The sequence below is a fragment of the Niameybacter sp. genome, from assembly GCF_036655075.1.
Classification (GTDB): Bacteria; Bacillota; Clostridia; order Lachnospirales; family Cellulosilyticaceae; genus Holtiella.
Map to the genome: position 1 here is coordinate 1 of NZ_JAVVQU010000034.1, position 24,167 is coordinate 24,167.

The following is a 24,167-nucleotide window of genomic DNA, read 5'->3' on the forward strand; positions in this document are numbered from 1 at the left end:
GGTCTCGGGCATATAAAAAAGAGTTACTATAATTAATTATAGTAACTCTTTTTTATTATATCGAGTAAGCTTATTAGAATTATAAAAAATAAAGATATATTTGATAGAGGATAGTGATACAAGGCGTCTATGAGAAGCAGGTAGAGACATTGTATTTAACTATGGGTATCACTCATATAAGGGTGTTCTCAAGCGCTTTTAAGAAGTACTCTGACTATGCATCTATATCTTGGAGAAAAGAGGGCGTAGTGAAAGGGGAAATGAAGACGATTACTGTACCTAATCTAGAAGAATATGAGAATTTTAAAGGTATTTAGTGTATACTAAATATCTTTTTTTTATGTGTAGAAATTGCATAAATGATTGGTGAAAGGCAAACGCTAATAAAATGAAAAGAAATTTATAAAAATGTGTTAAAAAATTTAATAATTTAGAAAATAATTCATAGATTAATAGCATAGGTCATCTTTTACTAAACTTTTTAATTAATACTACCTTACTTATGTAAAAATTAAAAATAGGATACACTAAGAGTATACTTTACTTTTAACAATATAGTTGAACATGAGTACTATCAAGATATGTAGAGATTAAAATTTAACTAACTGTGACACATATATACTAAACTCATTGTTTTATAAAAATAAGTTTTTTGCTAAAAAATATTGACGTTTTGCTAAAAAATAAGTATAATCTCATATGTTGAAGTTTAATTTGTGTAAACAAAAAGTTTATTAATACATATAAGAATATAAGGGAGGCATTAAGATGGATATTGGGGCAAAGATAAACCAGCTCAGAAAGAAAAATGGATTGACTCAAGAAGAACTTGCTGACCGATGTGAACTATCTAAAGGTTTTATTTCTCAAGTAGAAAGAGGGCTAACTTCACCTTCTATTGCTACTTTAATTGATATTTTGGAGTGCTTAGGTACAAATCTTAAAGATTTCTTTAATGAAACAAGCCAAGAAAAGATTGTCTTTACAAAGGAAGATGTATTTGAAAAGGAAGACAAAGAACTTGGCAATATGATTACATGGCTTATTCCTAATGCACAGAAGAATGATATGGAACCCATTTTAATTAACATTGATCCAGGTTGTAAAGCGCTCGAACAGACACCTCATGAAGGTGAGGAGTTTGGCTATGTATTATTCGGAACAATATATATACATCTAGGGAATAAAAAGTTTAAGGCTAAGAAAGGTGATAGCTTTTACTTTAGACCAACAGGTGATCACTATTTAGAGAATGCTGGCAAAACTAAGGCTACAGTCCTTTGGGTTGCTACACCACCAAGTTTTTAAAGGAGATGGGATGATGAAAGAAACTAAGAATCAAACAGAACATATTATTAACCTTACAAATATATCTAAAACCTTTGACGACGGAACAGAAGTTCTAAAAGATATTAACATGTACATTAGACGTAACGAGTTTCTGACATTACTAGGACCTAGTGGATGTGGTAAAACAACATTACTTAGAATTATTGGTGGGTTTGAAGAAGCGACAAATGGTCAGGTGCTTTTTGAAGGTAAGAACATTGCGGCTTTACCACCTTATAAAAGACGTATCAATACGGTATTTCAAAAGTACGCGCTTTTCCCTCATATGACAGTTGGAGAAAACATCGCATTTGGTCTTCATATCAAAAAAATGGATAAAAAACTAATCGATAAGAAGATTGCAGAAATGCTTGAACTTGTTAACCTTAAAGGATTCCAAGATAGAGGTATTGACTCTTTAAGTGGAGGACAACAACAACGTATTGCTATTGCACGTGCGGTAGTAAATGAGCCTGAAGTTATCTTATTAGATGAACCACTTGGTGCGCTAGATTTAAAGCTTCGTAAAGGAATGCAAATGGAGCTTAAAAATATTCAACAAAAGTTAGGTATTACTTTTATCTATGTAACACATGACCAAGAAGAGGCTTTGACTATGTCAGATACGATTGCAGTTATGAATGAAGGTCGTGTGCAACAAATTGGTAATCCAGTAGATATTTATAATGAACCTAAGAATGCCTTTGTAGCAGACTTTATTGGAGAAAGTAATATCCTTGAAGGAATAATGATTAGAGATTATTTAGTGAAGTTCCAAAACATAGAGTTTGACTGTGTAGATGCAGGCTTTGGCGATCAAGTTTCAGTAGATGTTGTTATTAGACCAGAAGATATACGTCTTGTGAAGGAAGAAGAAGGAATGCTCCAAGGGACTGTAGAGTCAGTTACGTTTAAAGGGGTACACTATGAAATGATTATTAATGCGAATGAGTATAGATGGATGGTGCATTCTACAGCTATGGCTCCTGTGGGTAATAGGGTTGGTATGGTGCTTACACCAGAAGATATCCATATCATGAGAAGGGGGTAGTAAGCAGTGTATAAGAAGAGACTTGCAATTCCTTACGTTATTTGGTCAGGTATTTTTGTTATTGTGCCTGTGCTCATTATTCTCTACTATAGCTTTTTTGAAAAAGGTGTGTTCACTTTAAATGGATATAAACAAGTATTTAATCCTAGATATGTGAATAATATCATGGATTCTGTAGTCATAGCACTTATCAGTACAGTAATTTGTTTATTACTTGCATATCCATTAGCCATGATTTTAAGTAGCAAGCAAATATCTGGAAAAGGTGTTATCTTGTTACTTGTTATCCTACCTATGTGGATGAATTCTTTACTTCGTACGTATGCTTGGGGATATCTTTTGCAAGATACGGGTGTGGTGAACAATATATTAGAAGGTATTGGGCTACCCACCATTCAATTTTTGTATAAGAAAAGTGCAATTGTATTTGGTAATGTCTATAACTTTTTCCCTTTCATGGTATTACCTATTTATAATGTGCTTTGTAAAATAGATCAAAGTGTTATTGAAGCGTCATATGATTTAGGTGCTGATAAAATAACAACATTCAAAAAGGTTATTTTGCCACTTAGTATGCCAGGTGTTGTAACAGGTGTGGTAATGGTATTTATGCCAGCACTTACGACATTCCTTGTATCTAGATTATTAGGTGGGGGCAAAACAACACTTTTAGGAGACTTAATTGAACAGCAATTTAAAATTACAGGAGACTGGGCATTTGGCTCTGCATTATCTGTTATTCTAATGGTGATTATTCTCATTACCCTTGTCTTCATGAGTAAAAAAGATTCACTTGAAAAAGGAGGAGGCCTATTTTGATGAAGTTTATAAAAAAGTCCTATGTAGCCCTTATCCTTCTCATTATGTATGCACCAGTAGCCATCTTGATGGTATACTCTTTTAATGATTCAAAGCTTCCAATTTGGAAGGGTTTTACATTGAAGTGGTATGAGGAAATTTTTAGAGATTATAGTATCCAACAAGCTTTTTATAATACCATACTAGTAGCAGTAATATCTTCCATTATTGCAACCATTATTGGTACACTTGCAGCGGTTGGTATTGAAAAAATGATAGGGTGGAAAAAGTCATTAATGATGAATATTACTTATATTCCACTCTTAAGTTCTGAAATTGTAACAGGGGTATCTTTGATGCTACTCTTTTCAGCACTTAACTTGCCATTAGGTATTACAACTTTAATTTTATCACATATTACATTTAGTATACCGTATGTGATTTTATCCATTATGCCAAAGTTGAAGCAGCTGAATTATAATACGTATGAGGCAGCACTAGACTTAGGTGCAACACCTTGGTATGCTTTCAAAAAGGTTATCTTACCTGAAATTTTACCTGGGGTATTGGCTGGATTATTTATTGCATTTACCTTATCTATAGATGATTTTATCATCAGTTTCTTTAATACAGGAGCTGGAGTAGATACCTTATCAATCAAAGTGTATTCTATGACTAGAAAAGGGGTAGCACCAACGATTAATGCGATTTCTACTATTATGTTTGCAACCATTATTATTGTTTTAATTACAAGTAATGTAATGGCAAGTAGAAAGCAGAAAAAACTTAATAAAATAAACAAACGTATATAGTTGATTTAGGGAAGGGGATAACAAAATGAAAAAGATATCAAAAGTTTTCTTAAGTATGGCAGTAGCGACAACTATGATGGGTACTTTAGTAGGATGTAGTTCTGGAAGTGATAAGCCTGTTGTTAAAGTATTTAACTGGGGAGATTATATTGACCCAGAAGTAAATAGAATGTTTGAAGAAGAAACAGGTATCCGTGTTGTTTATTCAGAATTTGGAACAAATGAAGAAATGTATCAAAAGCTTGAACCAGGTAATGTAAGTTATGATATTGCTATACCTTCAGACTACATGGTTGAAAAAATGATGAATAACGATATGTTACAAAAGATTGATATGACACAAATCCCTAACTATGCGAAGATTGATGATCGTTTTGCAAATCTTCCATATGATCCAACTAACGAATACTCTGTTCCATTCATGTGGGGGACAGTAGGGATTGTTTACAACACAACAATGGTAGATGAAACAGTAGATAGCTGGGATGCATTATGGGATGAGAAGTATGCAGGTAAAATCTTTATGTATGACAGCGAAAGAGAAGGCATCATGGCTGCACTTAAAAAGCTTGGTTACTCTATGAATACAAGAGACCCACAAGAGCTTGAAGAAGCCAAACAAGAGCTCATTAAGCAAGCTCCACTTGTACTTAGCTATATTGGAGATGAAGGCAAAGGTAAAATGATTAATGGAGAAGCAGCACTTATGCTTTCATGGGCTGGAGATGCCATGGTTATGACTACTGAAAACCCAGACCTTGCTTTTGCATTACCTAAAGAAGGTACAAACTTCTTTGTAGATGCAATTGTTATGCCAAAAAATGCTGAAAATGTTGAGAACGCTTATAAATATGTTGATTTCTTATGTCGTCCTGACATCGCTGCATTAAATGCAGAATACATTGGTTACTCTACACCAATTAGTGAAGCAAGAGAGCTTCTTCCAGAAGAAATTAAAAACAGTGAAATTGCTTATCCAGATGAGTCTTTAACAGCAGATATGGAAATGTTCACAGACCCATCAGATCTTATTAAATTATATAGTAGTATTTGGCTAGAAGCTAAATCAAGTTCTTCTAAATAAATGGCAAGGAGGTGTTGAAAAACGCCTCCTTTTTATAATAAGATTAGGTCTTTCAAAATAGGGAAGATTACTTTATAATGAAGTATATTAAGTATAGATGTACAAAGGAGGCTGTATGGATGAAAAAGAAACAAGTAAATAATGAGGAAATTGAATTTTATACAAAGGAATATGTAGCAGATCAAAATGATACAGACAGTTGTGTAGAGATGGTACCCAATATCGTTTCTGTGCCAAAACCTAACCCAAATGCTTGTACTTCTTTTATATTAGGAATAGTAGGGTCTGTAGCTTGGATTGTACCACTTATTGGATTGCCAGTAACTATTGTAGGTACAGTTTTAGGTGCTATAGGTATGAAGAATAAGCGCAATAAAGGGTTTGCAATAGCAGGCTTTATTACAAATCTTGTTTTCTTGACAGCAACCATAGCAGCAGGTGTTTTAGAAATCATTTATTTTGTTAAAAAAGCAAAAAAAGATAATTAAGTTATAAGTAGGCACTTCTACCTTTCTCTTGCATAGTATAACAATAAAGATGGATTTATAAGGCAAAGGGAGGGAATTAGAAGTGTATCAAAAAGTTGTTATTGTCAATAGTGAAACATTAGGAAAAGGTGATGATGGCGTAGGGCAAACTTTGCTAGGCGTATTTTTAAGAAAGATATTAGCGAGCCTCACAAAGCCAGACATTATTATTTTTTACAACTCAGGTGTTAAACTTCTTGTTCAAGGGTCAAAATATATGGACATACTAGATGCATTAGAAGCACAGGGGGTAGAACTACTTGCTTGTGGAACTTGTGTATATAAAGCATGTGGGCAACATTCTCTTGTAGTTGGACGTATTACAGATATGAATGAGATTGCTGAGATTGTACTTAATACCAATACAGTTATTACATTATAAAAAAGAGTTAGATAAATCTATAGATTTATCTAACTCTTTTTTATAGCCTGTAAAAATTTTAAACATAAAGGTATTTGAAAAGAAACCTTGAAAAAGAGTATACTAAGGGGGGGATGAGCCCTAAAATGTATACTATTTTAAAAAGAAGATAACACTGAACATAAATAATGTGCAATATAAAAGATAAAGTTTAAAAGAGGTGAAAGCAGTGAAGATATTACATACATCTGATTGGCACTTAGGGCGTACACTCCACGGTTACAGTCTTATAGAAGATCAAAGTTATATGCTAGAGCAAATGATTAACTATATACAAGCAGAACAAATAGAACTTCTCATCATTGCAGGGGACATCTATGATAAGGCGTTGCCTAACGAAGAAGCGGTGGGTCTCTTTAACGCATTTATTAGCAAAATTATAGGAGAGATGGCACTTCCAACAGTAATTATTGCAGGGAATCATGATAGTAATACACGTCTACACTTTGGAAGTGAACTATTTGCAAGCAAACATCTCTATATTATAGGAGAATGTGAAAAGGGCTATTATAAAGTAACTTTAACTACAGATGAGCAGGTAGACTTATACCTTATTCCTTATATGGAGCCAGCGAAGGTGCGTGAGATTGCCGGAGATGAGACGATTAAGAGACATGATGAGGCTATGAGATATTTAACCGGTGAGATTTTGAAAGAAAAGGGAGCTGTGCCAACGATTTTAGTGGTGCATGCATTTGTTGCAGGTGGAGACTTATCGGATTCAGAACGCAGGCTATGTGCTGTAGGTACTGCAGAAATGGTAGGAGCGGATTGTTTTGCACCGTTTACGTATACTGCACTTGGACATTTGCATAAGCCACAGCAAGTAGGTGCGAATCATATACGGTATAGTGGTTCTTTGCTCAAGTACTCGGTATCAGAAGCCAATCAAAAAAAAGGAATGGTACTCTTGAATGTACAAAATGGTCTATTAGAGCAGGTAGAGGAAGTGACCTTACCACCTAAGCGTGATTTGAAAGTTATTCAAGGACCTTTAGAATCCTTAATTAAAATAGCAGCTGAGTTGCCAGAAGAGAGTAGACAAGATTATGTCTATGCGAAAGTAGAAGGCAAACCAGTAGAAGATGTAGTAGGTGTACTTCGTCAAGTCTATCCATTTATCCTAGGCGCAGAGTTTGTTGTGGCTAATGCTAAGTCGAAAGAAGCCGTGGAAAGACAAAGTGACTTTGAGGCACAGAAGAAAAAGTCTTTGACAGAGCTTTTTATAGACTTTATGGGATATGTTGGAGAGGTAGATTTAAATGAAGAAGAAATAACTTATATGAATCAAGTCATTCAGGAGATAGAGGAGGGGAAAAATGAGGCCTAGACTATTGACCATGCGTGCTTTTGGCCCATATGGGGGAACAGAAACAATTAATTTTACATTACTTGAAGATACAAATATGTTTCTTATCCATGGACCTACAGGTTCAGGTAAGACAACTATATTAGATGCTATTTGTTATGCACTTTATGGACAGACTAATGGTGGAGAACGCACAGCTGAAAGTATGCGTAGCAAGTTTGCCACATCAGATGAACCAGCAGAAGTAACATTGGTCTTCTACTTAAAAGGGGATGAGTACAAAGTTATTCGTTCACCTCGTTTTGAACGTCCTAAGAAAAGGGGGGAGGGCTTCACTATTGAAGAAGGTAAGGCACTCCTCTATAAAAAAGAAGAAGAGGACTATAAGCTTGTTGCAGCAAGACTCCAAGAGGTAGATAGAAAAATAGAAGAACTACTTGTTTTTAATATAGACCAATTTAGACAAGTCATTATGATTGCACAAAATAAGTTTAGAGAACTCTTAACAGCAGATAGTAAGGCAAGGCAAAAGATTCTCCAAGATATATTTGAAACAGGGGTTTATCAAAGTGTAGAAAAGAAGCTAGAAGAACGTAGCAATAAGTTGGATGAACAGATGAAAGCTAAAAATATCCAATACGAAATCCTGATGAGTCAGCTTAAAGATATTGAACATGAAGGCCTTCAGTTTTATATTGAGACGAAAGTGCTTAATAATGCGCCAGAAGTAGGGCATATACTAGGGAATCTTATTGAGAACTATATAGAACAATTGGGTACCTATAATACCCGAGAAGAAACAATCAAAATAGATTTAGAAAAGACTCAAAAGGCACTTCTTGAGCAAAATGAGAAGTATACAGCCTTTAAAGAGCTAGGCAGCCTACAAGTACAGTTAGACACCCACCTTGCACAAGCACCTGCCTATCAAGCTTATCAAGAAAAGGTCACTCAGATAGAACAGATTCTGCCTGTAGTGCCTATTGAAGCAGAAGTAACTAAGTATCAAGAGACCGTAGTGAAAACACAAGATGCGCTTAAAATACTTCAAGAAGAACAAGGTCAAGTACAGAGCCAACTTGAACAGCTTATAAAAGATGAGCAAAACTATGAACTAGAAAAGTTAGAGATAGAGGAGAAAAAAGTTAAAAGGCTACAATTAGAAAGTTATATTCCTAAGATGGATGTTTTAGACACACTTTACAAAGGGCTAGGGCAAAAAGAAGGTAAGTTGAAGCAGTTCCAGATACAAAGGGAGCAGCTCATGGTTCAGTTAGAGCAAGAAGAAAAAGCAATGACCCAAATTGAAGAGGAGCTAAAAGGGAAGGAAGCCTTACATCAGATTATTTTAGAAAGCCAAGTGAATGTGCAACAGATGGGATATATTTTAGACTCCAAAGAAGAGCAGGCACGTAAGCAACAAGAACGACTTAATCTACTTGGACACTATAAAGTAATAGGGGCTGAAATTACAAGGTTAAGGCTTGAGGAAATAGCAAAGCAAGAAGAGTATGGTCTTTACCTAGAAAGATGGATGAGTGGTCAAGCAGGTACGTTAGCAGACCAACTAGAAGATGGTTATCCTTGCCCTGTTTGTGGAAGTGTGCACCATCCGCAAAAAGCCACTAAAATTGTAGATGAAGTACAAGCAGAAGATTTAAAAAAGCTAGAAGTTGCAAAGAACCTTCTTCTTGCTCAAATGAGTAAGAAGGAAGAAGAACAAAATGGAATTTTAACTAGAGGAAAGGCGATCCAAGAAGAGATAGCTCAGATTGATGAAAAACTGAAAGGGTATGCTCAAACTATGAACATCCCTATTACTGAGATTACTAGGGGGTATCAGGAGCAACTGCAACAAGTGCTAAAGGATACTAAGCTAAAAGTAGCAAATCTTGAGCAGTTAGAAGGTCAAATATTAACTTATAAGTTGCAAAAGGAACAAGGACAAGCAAAACTTGAGGTACTTAAAGAAAGTATGCACACATGTCAAATTGAGTGTGAAAGAGATAAAGGCAAGATAGAAGAGATCCAAAAAGAAGTACCACAAGACCTTCAGACTAAAGTAGCCTTAAGTGAAGCTATAGAACAACTCAAGAAAGTACAAAAAGATTTTGAGACAAGGTATAAAGCACACCAAGAGACTTCACAGATTGCAAAAGAAAAGAGTTCGCTTCTAAAAGGTACACTTGAAGAAAAACAAGCTTACTTAATAGAACAAAGGGATGGGTTAGAACAGGTTAAGAAATGTTTCCAAGAGGCTTTAGTAAGTTGTAAGATTGCTGAAATAGAAATATATAATCAGCTCAAACAAGAGGTATCTCAGTTAGAGACATTAAATCAGTACATGATAAGCTATGAACAAGAAAAGGCAATCTTAAATAGTAAGAAGGTCATGCTCATAGAAAAATCCAAAGACTTTACAGTAGAGGGATTTGAGGATGTTAAAACCCAGTTTGACCAATTGACTAAGCACAAGGAGCAACTCCAACTAGAGTTAGCTGAAATGAGAAGAAAGCTTAGTCTATATGCCAATGTCACAGAAGGCATTCATAAACTCTATACAGAAAGTGAAGCAGTAGCACGTAAGCAACATGTTATAGGGACAATGACAGCTCTAGCAAAAGGGAAAAATAGCAAAGGGCTTTCTTTTGAGCGCTATATTCAAAGCAGTATCTTTGATGAAGTATTAGAAAGTGCAAATCAGAAGCTAAGACCAATGACTACTTCTAGATATGAGCTCTATCGCACAGACGACTTAAAACGTAAGAATGCTCAGGCAGGACTGGATATTGCGGTTATTGATCACTATGTAGGGCAGACTAGACCTGTAAATACCTTATCAGGTGGTGAGAGCTTTATGGCAGCTTTAGCCTTAGCCTTAGGGTTGGCAGATGTCATTTCTAGATTGGCAGGTGCTTCTAGCTTAGATACTATGTTTATAGATGAAGGCTTTGGAACATTAGATGAAGAATCCTTAGAACTTGCCATCAAAACACTCCTTAACTTACAAGATACAGGTCGCCTTGTAGGGATTATCTCACACGTCAAAGAACTGAGGGAGCAAATCCCAGCACGCCTTGAAATTACAAGTACTCATAAAGGTAGTACAGCGACTTTCAAGTTGTAAAAAATACTATCATTACATTATGAAATAATGTATATTATAATAATAACCAAAGTAGTAGGAAGTCAAGGAGTGAAATAAATGAATAAAATTAATATCATCCATTTATTAGCACAAAAAATAGATATAAAATTTATATTAGAAGATGAATGGATGAATCGTCATACAACCTTTAAAGTAGGCGGAGTAGCTGATCTATATGTTATACCTCAGACAGAAGAAGAATTGATGCATGCGATTCAAATATGTCAAAATGAACAAGTACCTTATTATGTAATCGGGAATGGAAGCAATTTACTTGTTACAGACAAAGGATATAGAGGTATTATAATTGAAGTATATAAAGCATTAAGTGATATAGAAGTAAAAGGCAATCAGATTACAGCCTATGCAGGTGCACTACTTTCTCGTATTGCCAATGCAGCCTTAGAACATGAGTTAGCAGGATTTGAGTTTGCACATGGTATCCCAGGAACTTTAGGTGGTGCTGTAACTATGAATGCAGGAGCTTATGATGGTGATATGAAAGGGGTACTTGTAGAAGCTATAGTGATTGATGAGCAGGGTGAGTTAAGAACCTTAACATTAGAGGAGCTTGAGTTAGACTATCGAACAAGCATTATTAGTAAACAAGGCTATACGGTTGTTAGAGCAACTATTGAACTAAAACCTGGAAACAAAGTTGATATAAAAGCTAAAATGCAAGATTTAATGCAAAGAAGAAGAGATAAACAACCACTTGAATATCCAAGTGCAGGCAGTACCTTTAAAAGACCAGTAGGACACTTTGCAGGGAAATTGATTATGGATAGTGCCTTACAAGGCTATCAAGTAGGCGGAGCTCAAGTATCAGAAAAACATTGTGGATTTGTAATTAATAAAGGCAATGCAACATTCCAAGATATTAAAACTTTAATAGAAGATGTACAAAAATGCGTTAAAGATAAATTTAATGTAGAGCTAGAGACAGAGGTCAAAGTGATAGGAGAAAAATAAGGCATGGAATTTATTATCGTTACAGGAATGTCAGGGGCAGGAAAAAGTACAGCAATCAATTGTCTAGAAGATATGGGTTATTATTGTGTAGATAATCTACCCCCTATGCTCATCCCAAACTTTGTCAGCTTAATTGTAGACAAGAAGCAACAGTATGATAAAGTAGTATTAGGAATAGACATAAGAGGTGGTATCTTATTTGATGATTTGTTTAGCAGTTTAAAAGAACTCAAATTAGCTGGATATGAATATAAGATTATCTTTTTTGATTGTGATGATGAAGTACTTATTAAACGCTATAAGGAAACCCGTAGACTTCATCCCCTAGCACGTAACGAGCGTATTCAAGAAGGTATAGAAAAAGAAAGAGACATTCTAATAGAGGTTAAAGACAAGGCAGATTATATTATTGACACGACACATCTTTTAGCAAAGGATGTAAAAAATGTATTATATGACATCTTAACGGAGAAGACTAATTTCCAAAGTCTTATGATTACAATTTTAGTCTTTGGCTTTAAGTATGGTGTGCCGATTGATGCAGACTTGCTATTTGATGTTAGATTTATACCTAATCCTTATTATTTACCTGAGTTAAGGCCATTAACTGGCAATGAACAGCAAATACAAGACTATGTTATGAACTTTGAAGTTACAAAAACCTTTTTAGAAAAACTACAAGATATGGTAGATTTTCTTATCCCACACTATACAAAAGAAGGCAAGAATCAGTTAGTTATTGGTATTGGATGTACAGGTGGCAAGCATCGATCTGTTGTCCTTGGTAATGCACTGTATCAGTATTTGAAAAATAGTGGTAATGTAGTCACCATTCTGCATAGAGATATAGATAAAGATAGTAAAAGAGGTAAATAACATGAATAAAAGTTCCTTGAAAGTAGTTGCTATAGGTGGTGGGACAGGATTATCCACCATGCTTAGAGGTATTAAAAAATATACATCTGATATTACAGCTATTGTAACGGTATCTGATAATGGCGGAGGTTCAGGCATATTAAGAGAAGAGATGAATATGGTCCCACCGGGAGATATTCGTAACTGTCTAGTTGCACTTGCCAACACAGAACCCATTATGAAACAACTTTTACAATATCGATTTAAAGAAGGAACATTAAAGGGACAGAATTTTGGAAATCTCTTTTTAGCAGCATTAGCAGACTTAAGTGGTAACTTTGAAAAAGCAGTTCAAGTAACAAGTAATGTTTTAGCTATAACAGGAAAGGTGCTCCCCGTAACATTGGAAAATGTACAACTTTATGCAACATTTGAAGATGATACATGTGTAGAAGGGGAGACACAAATTGTAGACTACAGTAAGGCACATCACAAGATGATTACTAATATTAGGTTAGAACCTAGGAATCCAAAGCCGGCAGAGGCAGTCATTGAAGCTATAGAAGAAGCAGAGATGATATTACTTGGACCCGGAAGCCTTTATACAAGTATTGTACCAAATTTACTCATTGATGAGGTAGCCCAGGCTATTAGAACATCGAGAGCACAGAAGATTTATATTGCTAATATGATGAGTCAGCCAGGTGAGACAACAGGCTTTACCGTTGAAAATCATATTGAAGAACTGGAAAAATATATTGGAGTAGGGACAATAGATACAGTTATTGTTAATAATGAAAATATTCCAGAAGAATACTTAAAAAAATATATGGAAGATGGCGCACATATGCTAAGTTTTGATGCACAGCATCCTATTTGGAAGCTGATTAAACGTATTGAAGCACCGCTTGTACGCATTAATCATGAAAAAGAGTATATTAGACATAACCAAGAAAAGTTAGCTGAATATATTTTTGATGATTTCTAAATAATAAACCATATCTAAAGAGGTGACAAAATGTCTTTTTCTTCAGATGTACGTAAGGAACTGACTGACATTACAGGAGATGCCAGACACTGTATGATTGCAGAAATAGGCGCTTTCCTTCTAATGGCAGGAAAAATAGAGTACGAAAGAGAATTTTTTAACATTCGCATTCACACAGAGAATGAAGCTATTGCTAGAAAATACTTTACAATGATTAAAAAAACTTTTAATATTAATACAGAAGTTATTTTAATGACACATAAGAATAAGAGTAGGCAAACCTATCTTCTACAAACTTTGAATACTGAGGATGCAAAGAAGATTCTTCTAGCAACAACAATCCTCAAATATGAAGGGGATTTACCTGTACTTAGACAACATATGGATTATATGCTTGTTCAAAGTATGTGCTGTAAACGAGCATATCTTAGAGGTTCTTTTTTAGGAGGAGGCTCAGTAAGTGACCCTGAAAAGGGGTATCATTTTGAGTTTGTAACCCTCTATTTTGAGAATGCAGAATACCTGCAAAACACCATGAATCATTTGGAAATGGATGCTAAAATAGTGACCAGAAAAGGAAGTTATGTGGTATACTTAAAAGAAGGATCGCAAATTGTAGATTTGCTCAATGTTATTGGGGCACATATTGCACTTATGCAACTTGAAAATATAAGGATAGTGAAAGAAGTACGTAATAATGTCAATAGGCTTGTAAACTGTGAAACAGCCAACCTTAAGAAGACTGTTTCAGCAGCCGTAAGGCAAGTACAAGACATAGAGTATTTGAGAGATACTATAGGATTGGCTGCACTTCCTGAAAATTTAGAGCAGATTGCAAGGTTTAGATTAGAATATTCAAGTGCAACACTTAAAGAACTTGGAGAGCTTTTGATGCCACCTGTAGGCAAATCAGGAGTCAACCACAGACTGAAAAAGTTAAGTGAAATAGCAGATCAAATAAGGGAACAAAGAGGAGGAAAAATTAAATGATGAAGGAAAAAGTAATTGTAGGGTTAAAAAATGGTTTGGAAGCAAGACAAGCTGCATTATTTGTGCAAATTGCTAGTAAATTTGAAAGTCACATTGCTGTAGTTGTAGACGAAAAAAATGTTAATGCTAAAAGTATTATGGGGATGATGTCTTTAGGTACTATAAAAGGGGCTGCTATTGAACTTGTTGTAGATGGTGAAGATGAACAAGTAGCATTAGAAGCATTAGCTAAGTTCTTAACAACTGAAGAAATAGGCGAATAAATTGGAGAAAATAAAAGGTGTATGAAATGAGGTTGAAAAACCGTAATTTCATACACCTTTTATTTATAGAAAATGATCAAACTAAGGATATAACAAATGCGTATACTTAGTTTGTAGAAGTAGATTCAGTCTTACCGAGCATATGTATTTCTCTAAAGATAACAATAGATGAAACGAGGATAGCTAATGAGTCGGCGATAGGACCTGCTAACCATACACCTTTTAATCCTAAGAATTTAGGAATAATGAGGAAGCAAGGAATCAAAAAGATAACTTGACGAGAAAGGCTAATAACCATAGCTTTCTTTGCTTTTCCTACAGCTTGATAGTAGTTAGACGCAGTCATTTGAATACCGATAATAGGCATGGATAATAAGAAAAGTTTCATGCCAGATACAGTAATTTCAGTTAGATCTGGATCGTTATTAAACATATTAACAGCTACATAGGGATAAGTTTCTATAAAGAGAAAGCTTAAGGTAAGAAGAATAGTAGCTGTAATCAGACTGTATAAGTAAGTTTTTTTAACACGATCTAGATTACCAGCACCGTAGTTGTAACCAATAATAGGTTGGGCACCTTGATTAAGTCCATAAATGGGCATGATATAAATAGTAGAAATGGATGTAATAATAGCCATAGCACCAATAGCTAAGTCACCACCGTATGTCATTAAAGACTTGTTTGCAATAACAGATACGATACTACTTGCTACTTGCATACAAAACGGAGAAAGCCCTACGATAAAAATACCTTTTATGATAGGAAGATTGAATTTCATATCCTTAAGGGTAAGTTTAATAGAAGACTTAGAGCTCTTAGTAAAGTAATAAAGCACCCAACAACTTGCAATAAATTGTGAGAGAACTGTTGCAAAGGCAGCACCTTGAATACCTAGACCAAATGTAAAGATGAATAGTGGATCAAGGATAATGTTAATAAGTGCCCCGATAATCATAGTGAACATACTCAGTTTAGGATTGCCATCTGAACGAATAGAGTTATTTAGACCAAATGCAAAAAGGTTGAAGATTGTACCTAATAAAAGTGGTCTAATATAAGTGAGTGCAAAAGGAAGTGTATTTTCACTCGCTCCAAATAGAATGAGAATGTCTTCGGCGAATACATTACCTAAAATAGCGATTAAAATACTTATGATAAGCGTAGCAGTTACACCATTGCCTAAGTAATTTTGTGCTTCCTCATGCTTACTTTTACCAAAAGATAAAGAGATGCTTGCACAAGTACCAATGCCAATAAGCATACCAAAGGCTGTAATAATTTGGGTGACAGGCATAGTAATGCCTACACCGGTGATGGCAAGACCTCCTACATTAGGAATGTTACCAATATAAATTCTATCGACTACGTTATATAACATATTCACTACCATACCGATGATAGCTGGAATAGAAAATTTGATAAGTAATTTAAGGATACTTTCTGTGCCTAATTCATTTTGTTTATTCATTGTGGACATGAATTGTCCCCCTTCAACTAGATTGTTGCGTGCGCAATGAAACACATCTTATCATAAAGTAGGGAGATAATCAATAACTAATCCTGGGCTATGAATTAAGTTTTTCTTCCTCTTCAAAAAAGTATCCAGGATTATTACGTGCTATTTTTCTAAGAAGGATATATAAGGTATCCAATTCATCTTGTGAGAGCATACCTACTAAATGATCATTCCATCTAAAAGAAATGGCTAGTATTTCATCTTTTGCAACAAGTGCTTTTTCAGTCAAAAAAATATGATACTTTCTTTTATCCTGTTCATTTACTTTCATTTCTATATAACCAGTTTCCTCCAATTTCTTGATTGCTCTTGTAGTATTGGCTTTATCTATAGAGATTCTTTCAGTGAGTTCATCGTGGCTTAGGCCATCCTCTAAGTAAAGCTGAATGAGAAATTGATATTGTCCAGGTCCTATACCATATTTTTCATATTCTTTAGTTAGGAAGCTTACACCTAATCTATGGAGATGGCTCATGTAGCGACCGATAGATTCAGAGTCATATAATTTCATGTATTCACACCCCTTATCATTTCAATATTAAGTCTTAATAGTGTATCACAATTTGTTAGGATTAACATAGTAGAGGATATAGACAAAAAATATTTTTTTTAGTATAATCCTTATATGATAATTATTATTGGTTAATGGAGGTTTCGAAATGGAAGAATTAAATCAAGAAGTTAAAGATAGATTAGAAAAAGTATGTGTATGTCGTGGCATTACAAAAGAAGCCATTAAAAATAGTATTAGAAATGGTAACAAAACATTAGAAGCAGTATCACAAGATACAGGTGCAACACAAGGTGGTTGTAAAGGGTTTAGATGTAAAGCTAAAATTGAAGAGCTTATTGTAGAATTTGGGACAGAGTGGAATTAATCCACTCTGTTTTTGCATTCAAAGTAGAAGAGGCGGTTATGGGTGACAAGGTTAGGGTGTTCGTTACAAGCTTTGAACGCGAAGATAGTGAAAAAATATAAAATTTTTAATAAATTGTAAAAAATAGTTTATAACGAATTATTATTGTTAAATATAAAAAAGTTGTATTTTTAAAATTAACAAGGTACAATAATTATACATTAAGGAATTGATTTCACTTTTTGAGTCAATCCCTTTTTGAATCTATTTATTTAGATGGTGAATAATGAAAGTTAAATCCATAAATTTAAAGAAGTATTGAGATATGATAATTACTATCTTAGAGATAGAGATTTTTATTGGTCTTTTGATTTTGCAACGTTTTTTGATAAAGAAAAACAAAAAATTATTAGGCCTTGTTCTTCTATTAACAGGTCTTTTGTCGTCACTATATTTTATACTACCTACTATTTTCAATACCTATAGATTAAGCCAGGTTAAGTCAACTATTGGACTAGGAGCACTGGGCCCTTGGATGATTATATTACTATTAGTAATTATACCGATAATTATTCTTGCGTGGATGTACGTGAGATACTCAAGAAAAGGTAAATAAAATTTTACATAATAATTATATAATAGCTCAGAAATTTTATCTAAGAGGGGCTTGACTTAGAGTAGACTATAGGCTATAAGGTAGAAGATGATAAGAATAAAAGCAAAGGGGACTTTAAATGTTAAACTTTAATTTTTATAATCCAACTCATATTGTATTTGGAAAAGATACATTACAACAACTGAATGAATTAGTACCACAAGACGCTAGAGTATTAGTACTCTACGGGGGCGGAAGTGTACAACGCTTTGGTACATTAGATAAAGTAAAAGGTTTTTTAGAAGGACGAGCAGTATTTGAATTTGGTGGGATCGAGCCTAATCCTAAGTATGATACCTTAATGAAAGCCGTTGAAATTGTAAAAGCGGAAAAGATTAATTTCTTACTTGCAGTAGGTGGTGGATCTGTTATGGATGGAACAAAGTTTGTGTCTATAGCATCCACATATGAAGGAGAAAATGCAGAAGCCCTCTTTAGTTATGGAACAGTACCAGAGTCAGTGGCTAAATGCCTTCCTATAGGAACGGTAGTAACATTACCGGCTACAGGTTCAGAGATGAACAATGGAGGGGTGATCACTTCTAGACTTGGGAAGTTAGCAATCTTTAGTCCAAAGGCATTCCCTGTATTTTCTATTCTTGATCCTGAGTTGACCTATACACTTCCAGCGACACAAGTAGCCAACGGAGTTGTAGATACATTTATCCATACAGTAGAGCAATATGTAACTTTGCCAACTGAAGCAAGATTCCAAGACCGTACAGCAGAAGGGATTTTACAAACCCTTATAGAAATTGGTAGAAAAACCATAGATGAGCCAACAGATTATGATGCAAGGGCAAACCTTGTATGGTGTGCGACAATGGGTCTAAATGGACTTATTGGAGCCGGTGTACCACAAGACTGGACGACTCACATGATAGGTCATGAAATTACAGCGCTTTATGGCATTGACCATGGTAAAACACTTGCAGTATTACAACCTTCTATTTGGAATGTAAGACGTACGCAAAAACAAGCAAAACTTCTTCAATATGCAGAACGGGTATGGGGCATTACCGAAGGAGATGCAGATACACGCATTAATCAAGCGATAGATAAAACAAGAGCATTTTTTGAAAGTTTAGGTATAGGTACGCATTTATCAGATTATGGTGTGAAACCAGAAGGTATTAATGATATTGTAGTAGCACTTGAAAAACATGGGATGACAGGACTGTCCGAAACAGGAGATGTAACCCTTGAAGTTAGCCGTCAAATCCTTGAAGGTGCAATGTAAAAAGAATAGTTTATAGAAAACCTGCTAATGTGGAGTGACTTTCACTAGCAGGTTTTTCTATTTATTTGCAGATGAAAGATGGTACGAATTATCTATTACAATATACAAGCCTCCTATGAAAAGACATAGGAGCTACAATTAATAGTCAGTTAGTGTCTTATCCTTTCTAGTAATTATAGAGGAAGAGATGTCATAAGACACCTCTTTTTTGATGGAACACATAAAATTTTTAAATAGGTCAATAATATTTTTGAAAGGATGTGTGTTTATGTATCAAAACAAACCGGGTTCAAACAACCCACTACAAAAAGGAAAACGTAGACAAAAACTCCATGATGAACAAAATAATCAAAGAGAGCCTGAAAAGAAAACTTCTTATACAAATGATAAGTAAGGCTTAGGTTCTATAAAGAAAATAAAGGGGATAGTTCATAAATAGAAAGGGACTATCCTTTTTACATATAAGCTAAGAAAGTAGTAATAGCCACATTTCTAAGAACAGAAAGGCGAGGAGAAATGATAAATAAAATAGATGCAATGCTTGGACAACAAATTGTAGATGCTATTAGTCAAGTTGTGGATAAGGATATTAATTTTATAGATAGGCAGGGTATGATTATTGCAAGTACAGATCAAACACGTATAGGTAGTTTCCATGCAGCTGGCTATGAAGTTGCAACAAAGCGAAAAGTGATAGTTGTAGAGAGTGATAAAGTATTTGAAGGAACAAAAGTAGGGGTGAATTATCCTATTATCATTGATGATGAAGTATTTGGTGTAATCGGCATTACTGGGCAGCCTAGTAAGATTATGAAGTATGGTTTTTTAGCTTCTAAAATTACGGAAATTTTCATTAAAGAAGAGAAGATGGCAGGGCGGTATGAGTCAAGGAAGAAGATGATTCAATACTTGATGAATATGTGCATTTATGAAAAAGGGGTAAACAAAGAAGCTATTGGCCAAATGATTGATAAACTGCACATTAAACCACATGAATTTCATCAATGTATTGTGATTGAAATCTCTAAGAAGCATGTGGACTTTGTGGAGATAGAAACCAAAATCTATAAGCTTCTAGGCGAATATAACATAGAGCTTTATATGTATAATTATCCTAATCATTTTATCATTCTAATCTCTAAAAATAGAATGAGAGAAGTAAAGCACTTGATGAGCAAAGTAGACGAATCTGAACAACGTATTATCTATTGCGGAATAGGTATAGAAGCGACTATTTGGAATATTAAAGAGACATATGATTCAGCACTATTAGCACTTAAATATGCGAAGCAAAAAGATGTGATGATAGTAGAGAGCAATCAGCTGGACATAGAACTTATCTTAGAAAGCTTACCCAAAGTAACTAAAGAGAAGTATATCCAGACAGTGATCGGCAATCTAACAGCAGATGAGCTTGATCTGCTTAATTGTTATTACGAATGTAATATGTCATTGAAAGAAACAGCTGAAAAACTTTATATTCATAAGAATACGGTTCAGTATAGACTGGATAAGATTTATATGAAAATAGGGATTAATCCTCGTGAGTTTAAACAATCAATTCGAATTTATCTAGGGATTTATATGAAAAATACGCAATGAACTTTTGGTATGCATAACAGATAGGGTGGGGAAGTATACACTAAAATTGTTACCTAACACATAGATATTTATTTAACATATAGTATAATATGTACAAAAGGAGTGATTAAACATGAAAATAGTTGTAGCAATTGACTCGTTAAAAGGTAGTTTAACTTCTATAGAAGCAGGAAATGCCATTAAACAAGGAATTTTAAATATAGATCCAACTTCACAAGTAGTCATCAAACCACTTGCAGACGGTGGAGAAGGAACGGCAGAAGCATTAGTAAGTGGTATGGGAGGTAGCATGCAAGAAGCGGAGGTGACTGGGCCTCTTAGGGAAAAAGTAGTGGCACGTTATGGCGTATTAAAAGATCATCAAACAGCTATTATAGAAATGGCAGAAGCAGCGGGACTTCCTCTTGTACCAATGGCGCAAAGAAATCCTCTTTATACAACAACATATGGTGTGGGTGAACTCATTAAAAGATGCATCCAAGAGGGCTGTAGAAAGTTCATTGTAGGGATTGGCGGTAGTGCTACAAATGATGCAGGACTTGGAATGTTAATGGCACTAGGATATAGATTCCTAGATGCACAAGGTAAAGAAGTTGCAGAAAGTGGACAAGGCCTTATAGACATTTGTTCAGTAGATACAAGTAAGGTGATAGAAGGACTGAGCCAATGTGAGTTTAAAATTGCCTGTGATGTAAACAATCCTCTTTATGGTCCAAATGGTGCAGCAGCTATTTATGCGCCTCAAAAAGGTGCAACTCCAGAAATAGTAGAACAGTTAGACCAAGGGCTACAAAATTTTGCACAAGTTGTAAAAGTACTTAAGCAAGAAGATTTCGCACAAGTACCAGGTGCGGGGGCAGCAGGTGGATTAGGCTTTGGCTTCATGGCTTTCTTAAATGGAAAGTTAGAATCAGGTATCCAAATTATCTTGAAAGAAACCGGGTTAGAAGAGGATTTTAAAGATGCCCATCTTGTAATAACAGGAGAAGGTAGACTGGACAATCAAACGGCGATGGGTAAGGCACCTATAGGTGTAGCAAAGCTAGCTAAGAAGTATAACTTACCTGTTCTAGGATTTGCTGGAGCATTAGCAAATGAAGCTAAAAAGTGTAATGAAGAGGGGATAGATGCATACTTTTCTATTGTAAATGCAGCAATGTCGTTAGAAGATGCAATGAATCCTATTCATGCAAAAGAAAATATGATAAAGACAGTAGAACAAGTTTTTAAGCTTATTAAAGTATATAATCACTAGGCATTTGGACTAGAAAAGGAGTGGGAGAAATGGAACTACAAATTACAACATTTGGAGCTATCTTAGGATTAGCAGTTGCAATTATTCTTATTATTAAGAAGGTACAGCCAGCATATAGTCTCATTTTAGGTGCTGTAGTAGGTGGACTTGTAGGTGGAGCAGGCCTAGATGGAACAGTAAGTACGATGATAGGTGGCGCTAAGGATATTATGCCAGCTATATTACGTATTGTGACATCAGGGGTGTTAGCAGGTATATTAATTAAGACTGGTTCTGCAGCGAAAATTGCAGAACAAATAGTTAAAAAGTTAGGAGAGAAAAGGGCACTCTTCGCACTCGCACTTGCAACGATGATTTTGACCTCTACAGGAGTATTTATTGATATTGCAGTGATTACTGTAGCACCTATTGCACTAGCAATTGGAAAGAAACTTAACTATTCTAAAATGGCCATACTATTTGCCATGATTGGTGGTGGAAAATGTGGTAATATTATTTCACCTAATCCAAATACCATTTCTGCAGCAGAAAACTTTGGAGTAGAGTTATCAACTCTTATGTTTGCTAACTTTATTCCAGCGCTTGCAGGGTTAATGGCAACCGTTATTGTAGTTAAATTCCTCACGAAAAAGGGGGAACTTATACAAGAGGCAGTAGTAGAAGAAAATCAAGAGACACTTCCAAGTTTCTTTGCAGCTATTATTGGACCGTTAGTTGCGATTATACTTTTATCACTTAGACCACTTGTAGGCATTACGGTGGATCCATTAATTGCACTTCCAATAGGTGGATTGGTAGGTGTTGTTGCAACAGGTAAATGGAGAAATACAAATGAATACATCACTTTTGGACTTTCTAAGATGATGCCTGTAACAGTACTTCTTATTGGAACTGGTGCAGTAGCAGGGATTATTAAAGCTTCTACACTACAAACGACAACAATATCATTACTCAATAGTATGAATATGCCAGAATTTTTACTTGCACCTATTTCAGGGATACTAATGGGAGCGGCAACTGCTTCAACAACAGCAGGGACAACTATTGCATCAGCAACATTTGGTCCAGCCATTTTATCTGCAGGGATTATGCCACTTGCTGGTGCGGCTATGGTACATGCAGGTGCAACGGTACTCGACCACTTACCACACGGTTCATTCTTCCATGCAACAGCGGGTGCAACGAATATGAACTTATCAGAACGACTTAAAATGATTCCTTATGAATCTTTAGTAGGGATTGTCATTACTATTGTATCTACAGTCATATGGGGAATCCTTATGTAAGTTTTATAATAGAGTATTTAAGCGAGGCTGCTACATGAAAATGTAGCAGCCTTTTTAGGGATAAATACATTGTTTAAAAGATTTGTTTATATTTGAAAAAGCGTATACATATATTTATAGAGATACTATAAATAGGGGGTACGAGCTATGGCAGAATGTAATGTATTAGTCTATGGAAGTGGCAATTGTGAGATTGCAGCTTTAATAGAGGAAGAAATTGATCTTCTAAAAAAATTGGAATATTCTGATGTCAAAATTTTTGCCCGTGGCTATATACTAGAAAATAGTTGCCTAGCAATGTACAAACGCTTGAGTTACTTGAAAGATGAAATAGGGCAAGTAAAAAGGGGAGGACTATATGAGTACTTTTATGATGGGGAAAATAAGGTGGAGCGTCATGAAATGGTCCTTCGGAAAAGCTCGGATAAAGAGTCCTTTGAAGAAGGGTTACAGGTAGGTATTAAACGACTTGGTGCAGAAGAAATTGTACTTGTACTGGTAGGACAAAGTACTGTATCGGGCATGTTCTTGGATTTTGTAATGGATGAACCAAGTAAGCTAAAATATGAAGACCTGACTCAAGTACTCTATCGATTGGGCAAACGAAATGGAGTACGTTTCCATGTGGTTATGGATATACCGAGTTGGCATGGTGTAGAGTTCCCTTATATGTGTATCAAGCACCCTTATATAGAGACACTTTTTATTTATGAAAAGCGTAAACCCTTTCAGCTACTACCTATAGCCAAATGGTTAGAAAGAGCTAAGGTGGAAAATATCTATTATTTAGATGCACTCTACAAGTATTATCCGGGTTATAAGATTAGTATGAATCAAATCATATGGAAAAAGTGTAAGGGATGCTGGAAAGATTATTGGAAATGTGATACTTATGAGTCGTGGAGGATGTTTTATAGTGTTTATAAAGAAGCTGTGGTCTATAGTGGAAATAGGGAGCTTGAACATAAAATGAAAATCAACTTTGAAACCGAAAGTATTCCCAAGCAGACAAGAGAAATTACAGTACAGGAGATTCAAGAGTATTTGATTGAAATGTATCATACAACTTTTGATGATAAGAGTATTAGGATGTGGCTGACAGAATTTAAAACTTGTGTAGATTACTATAAATTGTAGATTTTTGGTAGTTCTCCTTATATAATGAAGTAAGAAACATTGATTAGACTCGGATAAAAGAGGAGGAAT

23 protein-coding genes are annotated in these 24,167 nt (G+C 35.0%); 21 read left to right on the top strand and 2 right to left on the bottom strand.

Annotated features, from left to right (window positions below; genetic code table 11):
- The first annotated feature begins 768 nt into the window (after nucleotides 1-768).
- The 14 genes from RRY75_RS10005 to RRY75_RS10070 all read left to right on the top strand — a co-directional run bounded on the left by RRY75_RS10005 (nucleotide 769) and on the right by RRY75_RS10070 (nucleotide 14,547).
- Nucleotides 769-1,308 carry a helix-turn-helix domain-containing protein gene (locus RRY75_RS10005; protein WP_332492777.1) on the top strand — a complete coding sequence of 180 codons (540 nt, stop codon included), beginning with the start codon at nucleotides 769-771 and terminating at the stop codon, nucleotides 1,306-1,308.
- 13 nt (nucleotides 1,309-1,321) lie between these two features.
- Nucleotides 1,322-2,380, top strand: a complete 1,059-nt coding sequence (gene potA / locus RRY75_RS10010) for a spermidine/putrescine ABC transporter ATP-binding protein (RefSeq protein ID WP_332492775.1) — start codon at nucleotides 1,322-1,324, stop codon at nucleotides 2,378-2,380.
- Nucleotides 2,381-2,386: 6 nt separating this feature from the next.
- On the top strand, nucleotides 2,387-3,199 hold the full coding sequence (locus RRY75_RS10015) for an ABC transporter permease (RefSeq protein WP_332492773.1): 813 nt from the start codon (nucleotides 2,387-2,389) through the stop codon (nucleotides 3,197-3,199).
- Nucleotides 3,199-3,990 carry an ABC transporter permease gene (locus tag RRY75_RS10020; protein WP_332492771.1) on the top strand — a complete coding sequence of 264 codons (792 nt, stop codon included), beginning with the start codon at nucleotides 3,199-3,201 and terminating at the stop codon, nucleotides 3,988-3,990. The genes RRY75_RS10015 and RRY75_RS10020 overlap by 1 nt, the downstream gene beginning before the upstream one ends.
- A gap of 25 nt (nucleotides 3,991-4,015) precedes the next feature.
- Nucleotides 4,016-5,074 carry an ABC transporter substrate-binding protein gene (locus RRY75_RS10025; protein WP_332492769.1) on the top strand — a complete coding sequence of 353 codons (1,059 nt, stop codon included), beginning with the start codon at nucleotides 4,016-4,018 and terminating at the stop codon, nucleotides 5,072-5,074.
- A gap of 119 nt (nucleotides 5,075-5,193) precedes the next feature.
- Nucleotides 5,194-5,562 carry a hypothetical protein gene (locus RRY75_RS10030; protein WP_332492767.1) on the top strand — a complete coding sequence of 123 codons (369 nt, stop codon included), beginning with the start codon at nucleotides 5,194-5,196 and terminating at the stop codon, nucleotides 5,560-5,562.
- An 82-nt stretch (nucleotides 5,563-5,644) separates the two neighbouring features.
- Nucleotides 5,645-5,983: a hypothetical protein gene (locus RRY75_RS10035; protein ID WP_332492766.1), complete on the top strand. Its 339-nt coding sequence runs from the start codon at nucleotides 5,645-5,647 to the stop codon at nucleotides 5,981-5,983.
- Nucleotides 5,984-6,191: 208 nt separating this feature from the next.
- Nucleotides 6,192-7,352, top strand: a complete 1,161-nt coding sequence (locus RRY75_RS10040) for an exonuclease SbcCD subunit D (protein WP_332527585.1) — start codon at nucleotides 6,192-6,194, stop codon at nucleotides 7,350-7,352.
- Nucleotides 7,342-10,458 (top strand): SMC family ATPase, encoded by a 3,117-nt coding sequence (locus RRY75_RS10045; protein ID WP_332492762.1) that lies wholly within the window; start codon nucleotides 7,342-7,344, stop codon nucleotides 10,456-10,458. Before RRY75_RS10040 ends, RRY75_RS10045 begins: the two co-directional genes overlap by 11 nt.
- A gap of 78 nt (nucleotides 10,459-10,536) precedes the next feature.
- On the top strand, nucleotides 10,537-11,451 hold the full coding sequence (gene murB / locus RRY75_RS10050; RefSeq protein ID WP_332492760.1) for a UDP-N-acetylmuramate dehydrogenase: 915 nt from the start codon (nucleotides 10,537-10,539) through the stop codon (nucleotides 11,449-11,451).
- A 3-nt stretch (nucleotides 11,452-11,454) separates the two neighbouring features.
- Nucleotides 11,455-12,327: an RNase adapter RapZ gene (gene rapZ, locus RRY75_RS10055; RefSeq protein ID WP_332527584.1), complete on the top strand. Its 873-nt coding sequence runs from the start codon at nucleotides 11,455-11,457 to the stop codon at nucleotides 12,325-12,327.
- Between the two features lies 1 nt (nucleotide 12,328).
- A complete protein-coding gene (locus tag RRY75_RS10060; RefSeq protein WP_332492756.1) occupies nucleotides 12,329-13,294 on the top strand; it encodes a gluconeogenesis factor YvcK family protein in 966 nt (321 codons plus the stop codon).
- Between the two features lie 30 nt (nucleotides 13,295-13,324).
- Nucleotides 13,325-14,284, top strand: a complete 960-nt coding sequence (gene whiA / locus RRY75_RS10065) for a DNA-binding protein WhiA (RefSeq protein WP_332492754.1) — start codon at nucleotides 13,325-13,327, stop codon at nucleotides 14,282-14,284.
- A complete protein-coding gene (locus tag RRY75_RS10070; RefSeq protein ID WP_332492752.1) occupies nucleotides 14,281-14,547 on the top strand; it encodes an HPr family phosphocarrier protein in 267 nt (88 codons plus the stop codon). The genes whiA and RRY75_RS10070 overlap by 4 nt, the downstream gene beginning before the upstream one ends.
- A 106-nt stretch (nucleotides 14,548-14,653) precedes the next feature.
- Here the strand turns inward: RRY75_RS10070 and RRY75_RS10075 are convergent, their stop codons facing one another.
- Both RRY75_RS10075 and RRY75_RS10080 read right to left on the bottom strand, forming a co-directional pair.
- Nucleotides 14,654-16,027: an MATE family efflux transporter gene (locus RRY75_RS10075; RefSeq protein WP_332492750.1), complete on the bottom strand. Its 1,374-nt coding sequence runs from the start codon at nucleotides 16,025-16,027 to the stop codon at nucleotides 14,654-14,656.
- 88 nt (nucleotides 16,028-16,115) lie between these two features.
- Nucleotides 16,116-16,577, bottom strand: coding sequence for a MarR family winged helix-turn-helix transcriptional regulator (locus tag RRY75_RS10080; RefSeq protein WP_332492748.1), 462 nt, complete (start codon nucleotides 16,575-16,577; stop codon nucleotides 16,116-16,118).
- Between the two features lie 148 nt (nucleotides 16,578-16,725).
- Between RRY75_RS10080 and RRY75_RS10085 the strand changes: the two genes are divergently transcribed.
- The 7 genes from RRY75_RS10085 (at nucleotide 16,726) to RRY75_RS10115 (ending at nucleotide 24,098) form a co-directional block, all read left to right on the top strand.
- Nucleotides 16,726-16,944, top strand: coding sequence for a (2Fe-2S)-binding protein (locus RRY75_RS10085; RefSeq protein WP_332492746.1), 219 nt, complete (start codon nucleotides 16,726-16,728; stop codon nucleotides 16,942-16,944).
- 713 nt (nucleotides 16,945-17,657) lie between these two features.
- Entirely contained in the window at nucleotides 17,658-18,818 is a 1,161-nt protein-coding gene (locus RRY75_RS10090) for an iron-containing alcohol dehydrogenase (protein ID WP_332492744.1), read from the top strand.
- 268 nt (nucleotides 18,819-19,086) lie between these two features.
- Nucleotides 19,087-19,212 carry a clostri-philic family protein gene (locus RRY75_RS10095; RefSeq protein WP_332492742.1) on the top strand — a complete coding sequence of 42 codons (126 nt, stop codon included), beginning with the start codon at nucleotides 19,087-19,089 and terminating at the stop codon, nucleotides 19,210-19,212.
- Between the two features lie 122 nt (nucleotides 19,213-19,334).
- Nucleotides 19,335-20,420 (top strand): CdaR family transcriptional regulator, encoded by a 1,086-nt coding sequence (locus tag RRY75_RS10100; protein WP_332492740.1) that lies wholly within the window; start codon nucleotides 19,335-19,337, stop codon nucleotides 20,418-20,420.
- Between the two features lie 112 nt (nucleotides 20,421-20,532).
- Nucleotides 20,533-21,675: a glycerate kinase family protein gene (locus RRY75_RS10105; protein WP_332492738.1), complete on the top strand. Its 1,143-nt coding sequence runs from the start codon at nucleotides 20,533-20,535 to the stop codon at nucleotides 21,673-21,675.
- 29 nt (nucleotides 21,676-21,704) lie between these two features.
- Nucleotides 21,705-22,961: a GntP family permease gene (locus RRY75_RS10110; RefSeq protein WP_332492736.1), complete on the top strand. Its 1,257-nt coding sequence runs from the start codon at nucleotides 21,705-21,707 to the stop codon at nucleotides 22,959-22,961.
- 147 nt (nucleotides 22,962-23,108) lie between these two features.
- Nucleotides 23,109-24,098 (top strand): hypothetical protein, encoded by a 990-nt coding sequence (locus RRY75_RS10115; RefSeq protein ID WP_332492735.1) that lies wholly within the window; start codon nucleotides 23,109-23,111, stop codon nucleotides 24,096-24,098.
- Nucleotides 24,099-24,167: the final 69 nt, after the last annotated feature.

What these genes read in the sequence shown, in the direction of transcription:
- RRY75_RS10005 (WP_332492777.1), top strand. Translation starts at nt 769, where the DNA reads ATGGATATTGGGGCAAAGATAAACCAGCTCAGAAAGAAAAATGGATTG.
- potA (WP_332492775.1), top strand. Translation starts at nt 1,322, where the DNA reads ATGAAAGAAACTAAGAATCAAACAGAACATATTATTAACCTTACAAAT.
- RRY75_RS10020 (WP_332492771.1), top strand. Translation starts at nt 3,199, where the DNA reads ATGAAGTTTATAAAAAAGTCCTATGTAGCCCTTATCCTTCTCATTATG.
- RRY75_RS10025 (WP_332492769.1), top strand. Translation starts at nt 4,016, where the DNA reads ATGAAAAAGATATCAAAAGTTTTCTTAAGTATGGCAGTAGCGACAACT.
- RRY75_RS10030 (WP_332492767.1), top strand. Translation starts at nt 5,194, where the DNA reads ATGAAAAAGAAACAAGTAAATAATGAGGAAATTGAATTTTATACAAAG.
- RRY75_RS10045 (WP_332492762.1), top strand. Translation starts at nt 7,342, where the DNA reads ATGAGGCCTAGACTATTGACCATGCGTGCTTTTGGCCCATATGGGGGA.
- murB (WP_332492760.1), top strand. Translation starts at nt 10,537, where the DNA reads ATGAATAAAATTAATATCATCCATTTATTAGCACAAAAAATAGATATA.
- rapZ (WP_332527584.1), top strand. Translation starts at nt 11,455, where the DNA reads ATGGAATTTATTATCGTTACAGGAATGTCAGGGGCAGGAAAAAGTACA.
- RRY75_RS10060 (WP_332492756.1), top strand. Translation starts at nt 12,329, where the DNA reads ATGAATAAAAGTTCCTTGAAAGTAGTTGCTATAGGTGGTGGGACAGGA.
- whiA (WP_332492754.1), top strand. Translation starts at nt 13,325, where the DNA reads ATGTCTTTTTCTTCAGATGTACGTAAGGAACTGACTGACATTACAGGA.
- RRY75_RS10070 (WP_332492752.1), top strand. Translation starts at nt 14,281, where the DNA reads ATGATGAAGGAAAAAGTAATTGTAGGGTTAAAAAATGGTTTGGAAGCA.
- RRY75_RS10075 (WP_332492750.1), bottom strand. Translation starts at nt 16,027, where the DNA reads ATGTCCACAATGAATAAACAAAATGAATTAGGCACAGAAAGTATCCTT.
- RRY75_RS10080 (WP_332492748.1), bottom strand. Translation starts at nt 16,577, where the DNA reads ATGAAATTATATGACTCTGAATCTATCGGTCGCTACATGAGCCATCTC.
- RRY75_RS10085 (WP_332492746.1), top strand. Translation starts at nt 16,726, where the DNA reads ATGGAAGAATTAAATCAAGAAGTTAAAGATAGATTAGAAAAAGTATGT.
- RRY75_RS10090 (WP_332492744.1), top strand. Translation starts at nt 17,658, where the DNA reads ATGTTAAACTTTAATTTTTATAATCCAACTCATATTGTATTTGGAAAA.
- RRY75_RS10095 (WP_332492742.1), top strand. Translation starts at nt 19,087, where the DNA reads ATGTATCAAAACAAACCGGGTTCAAACAACCCACTACAAAAAGGAAAA.
- RRY75_RS10100 (WP_332492740.1), top strand. Translation starts at nt 19,335, where the DNA reads ATGATAAATAAAATAGATGCAATGCTTGGACAACAAATTGTAGATGCT.
- RRY75_RS10105 (WP_332492738.1), top strand. Translation starts at nt 20,533, where the DNA reads ATGAAAATAGTTGTAGCAATTGACTCGTTAAAAGGTAGTTTAACTTCT.
- RRY75_RS10110 (WP_332492736.1), top strand. Translation starts at nt 21,705, where the DNA reads ATGGAACTACAAATTACAACATTTGGAGCTATCTTAGGATTAGCAGTT.
- RRY75_RS10115 (WP_332492735.1), top strand. Translation starts at nt 23,109, where the DNA reads ATGGCAGAATGTAATGTATTAGTCTATGGAAGTGGCAATTGTGAGATT.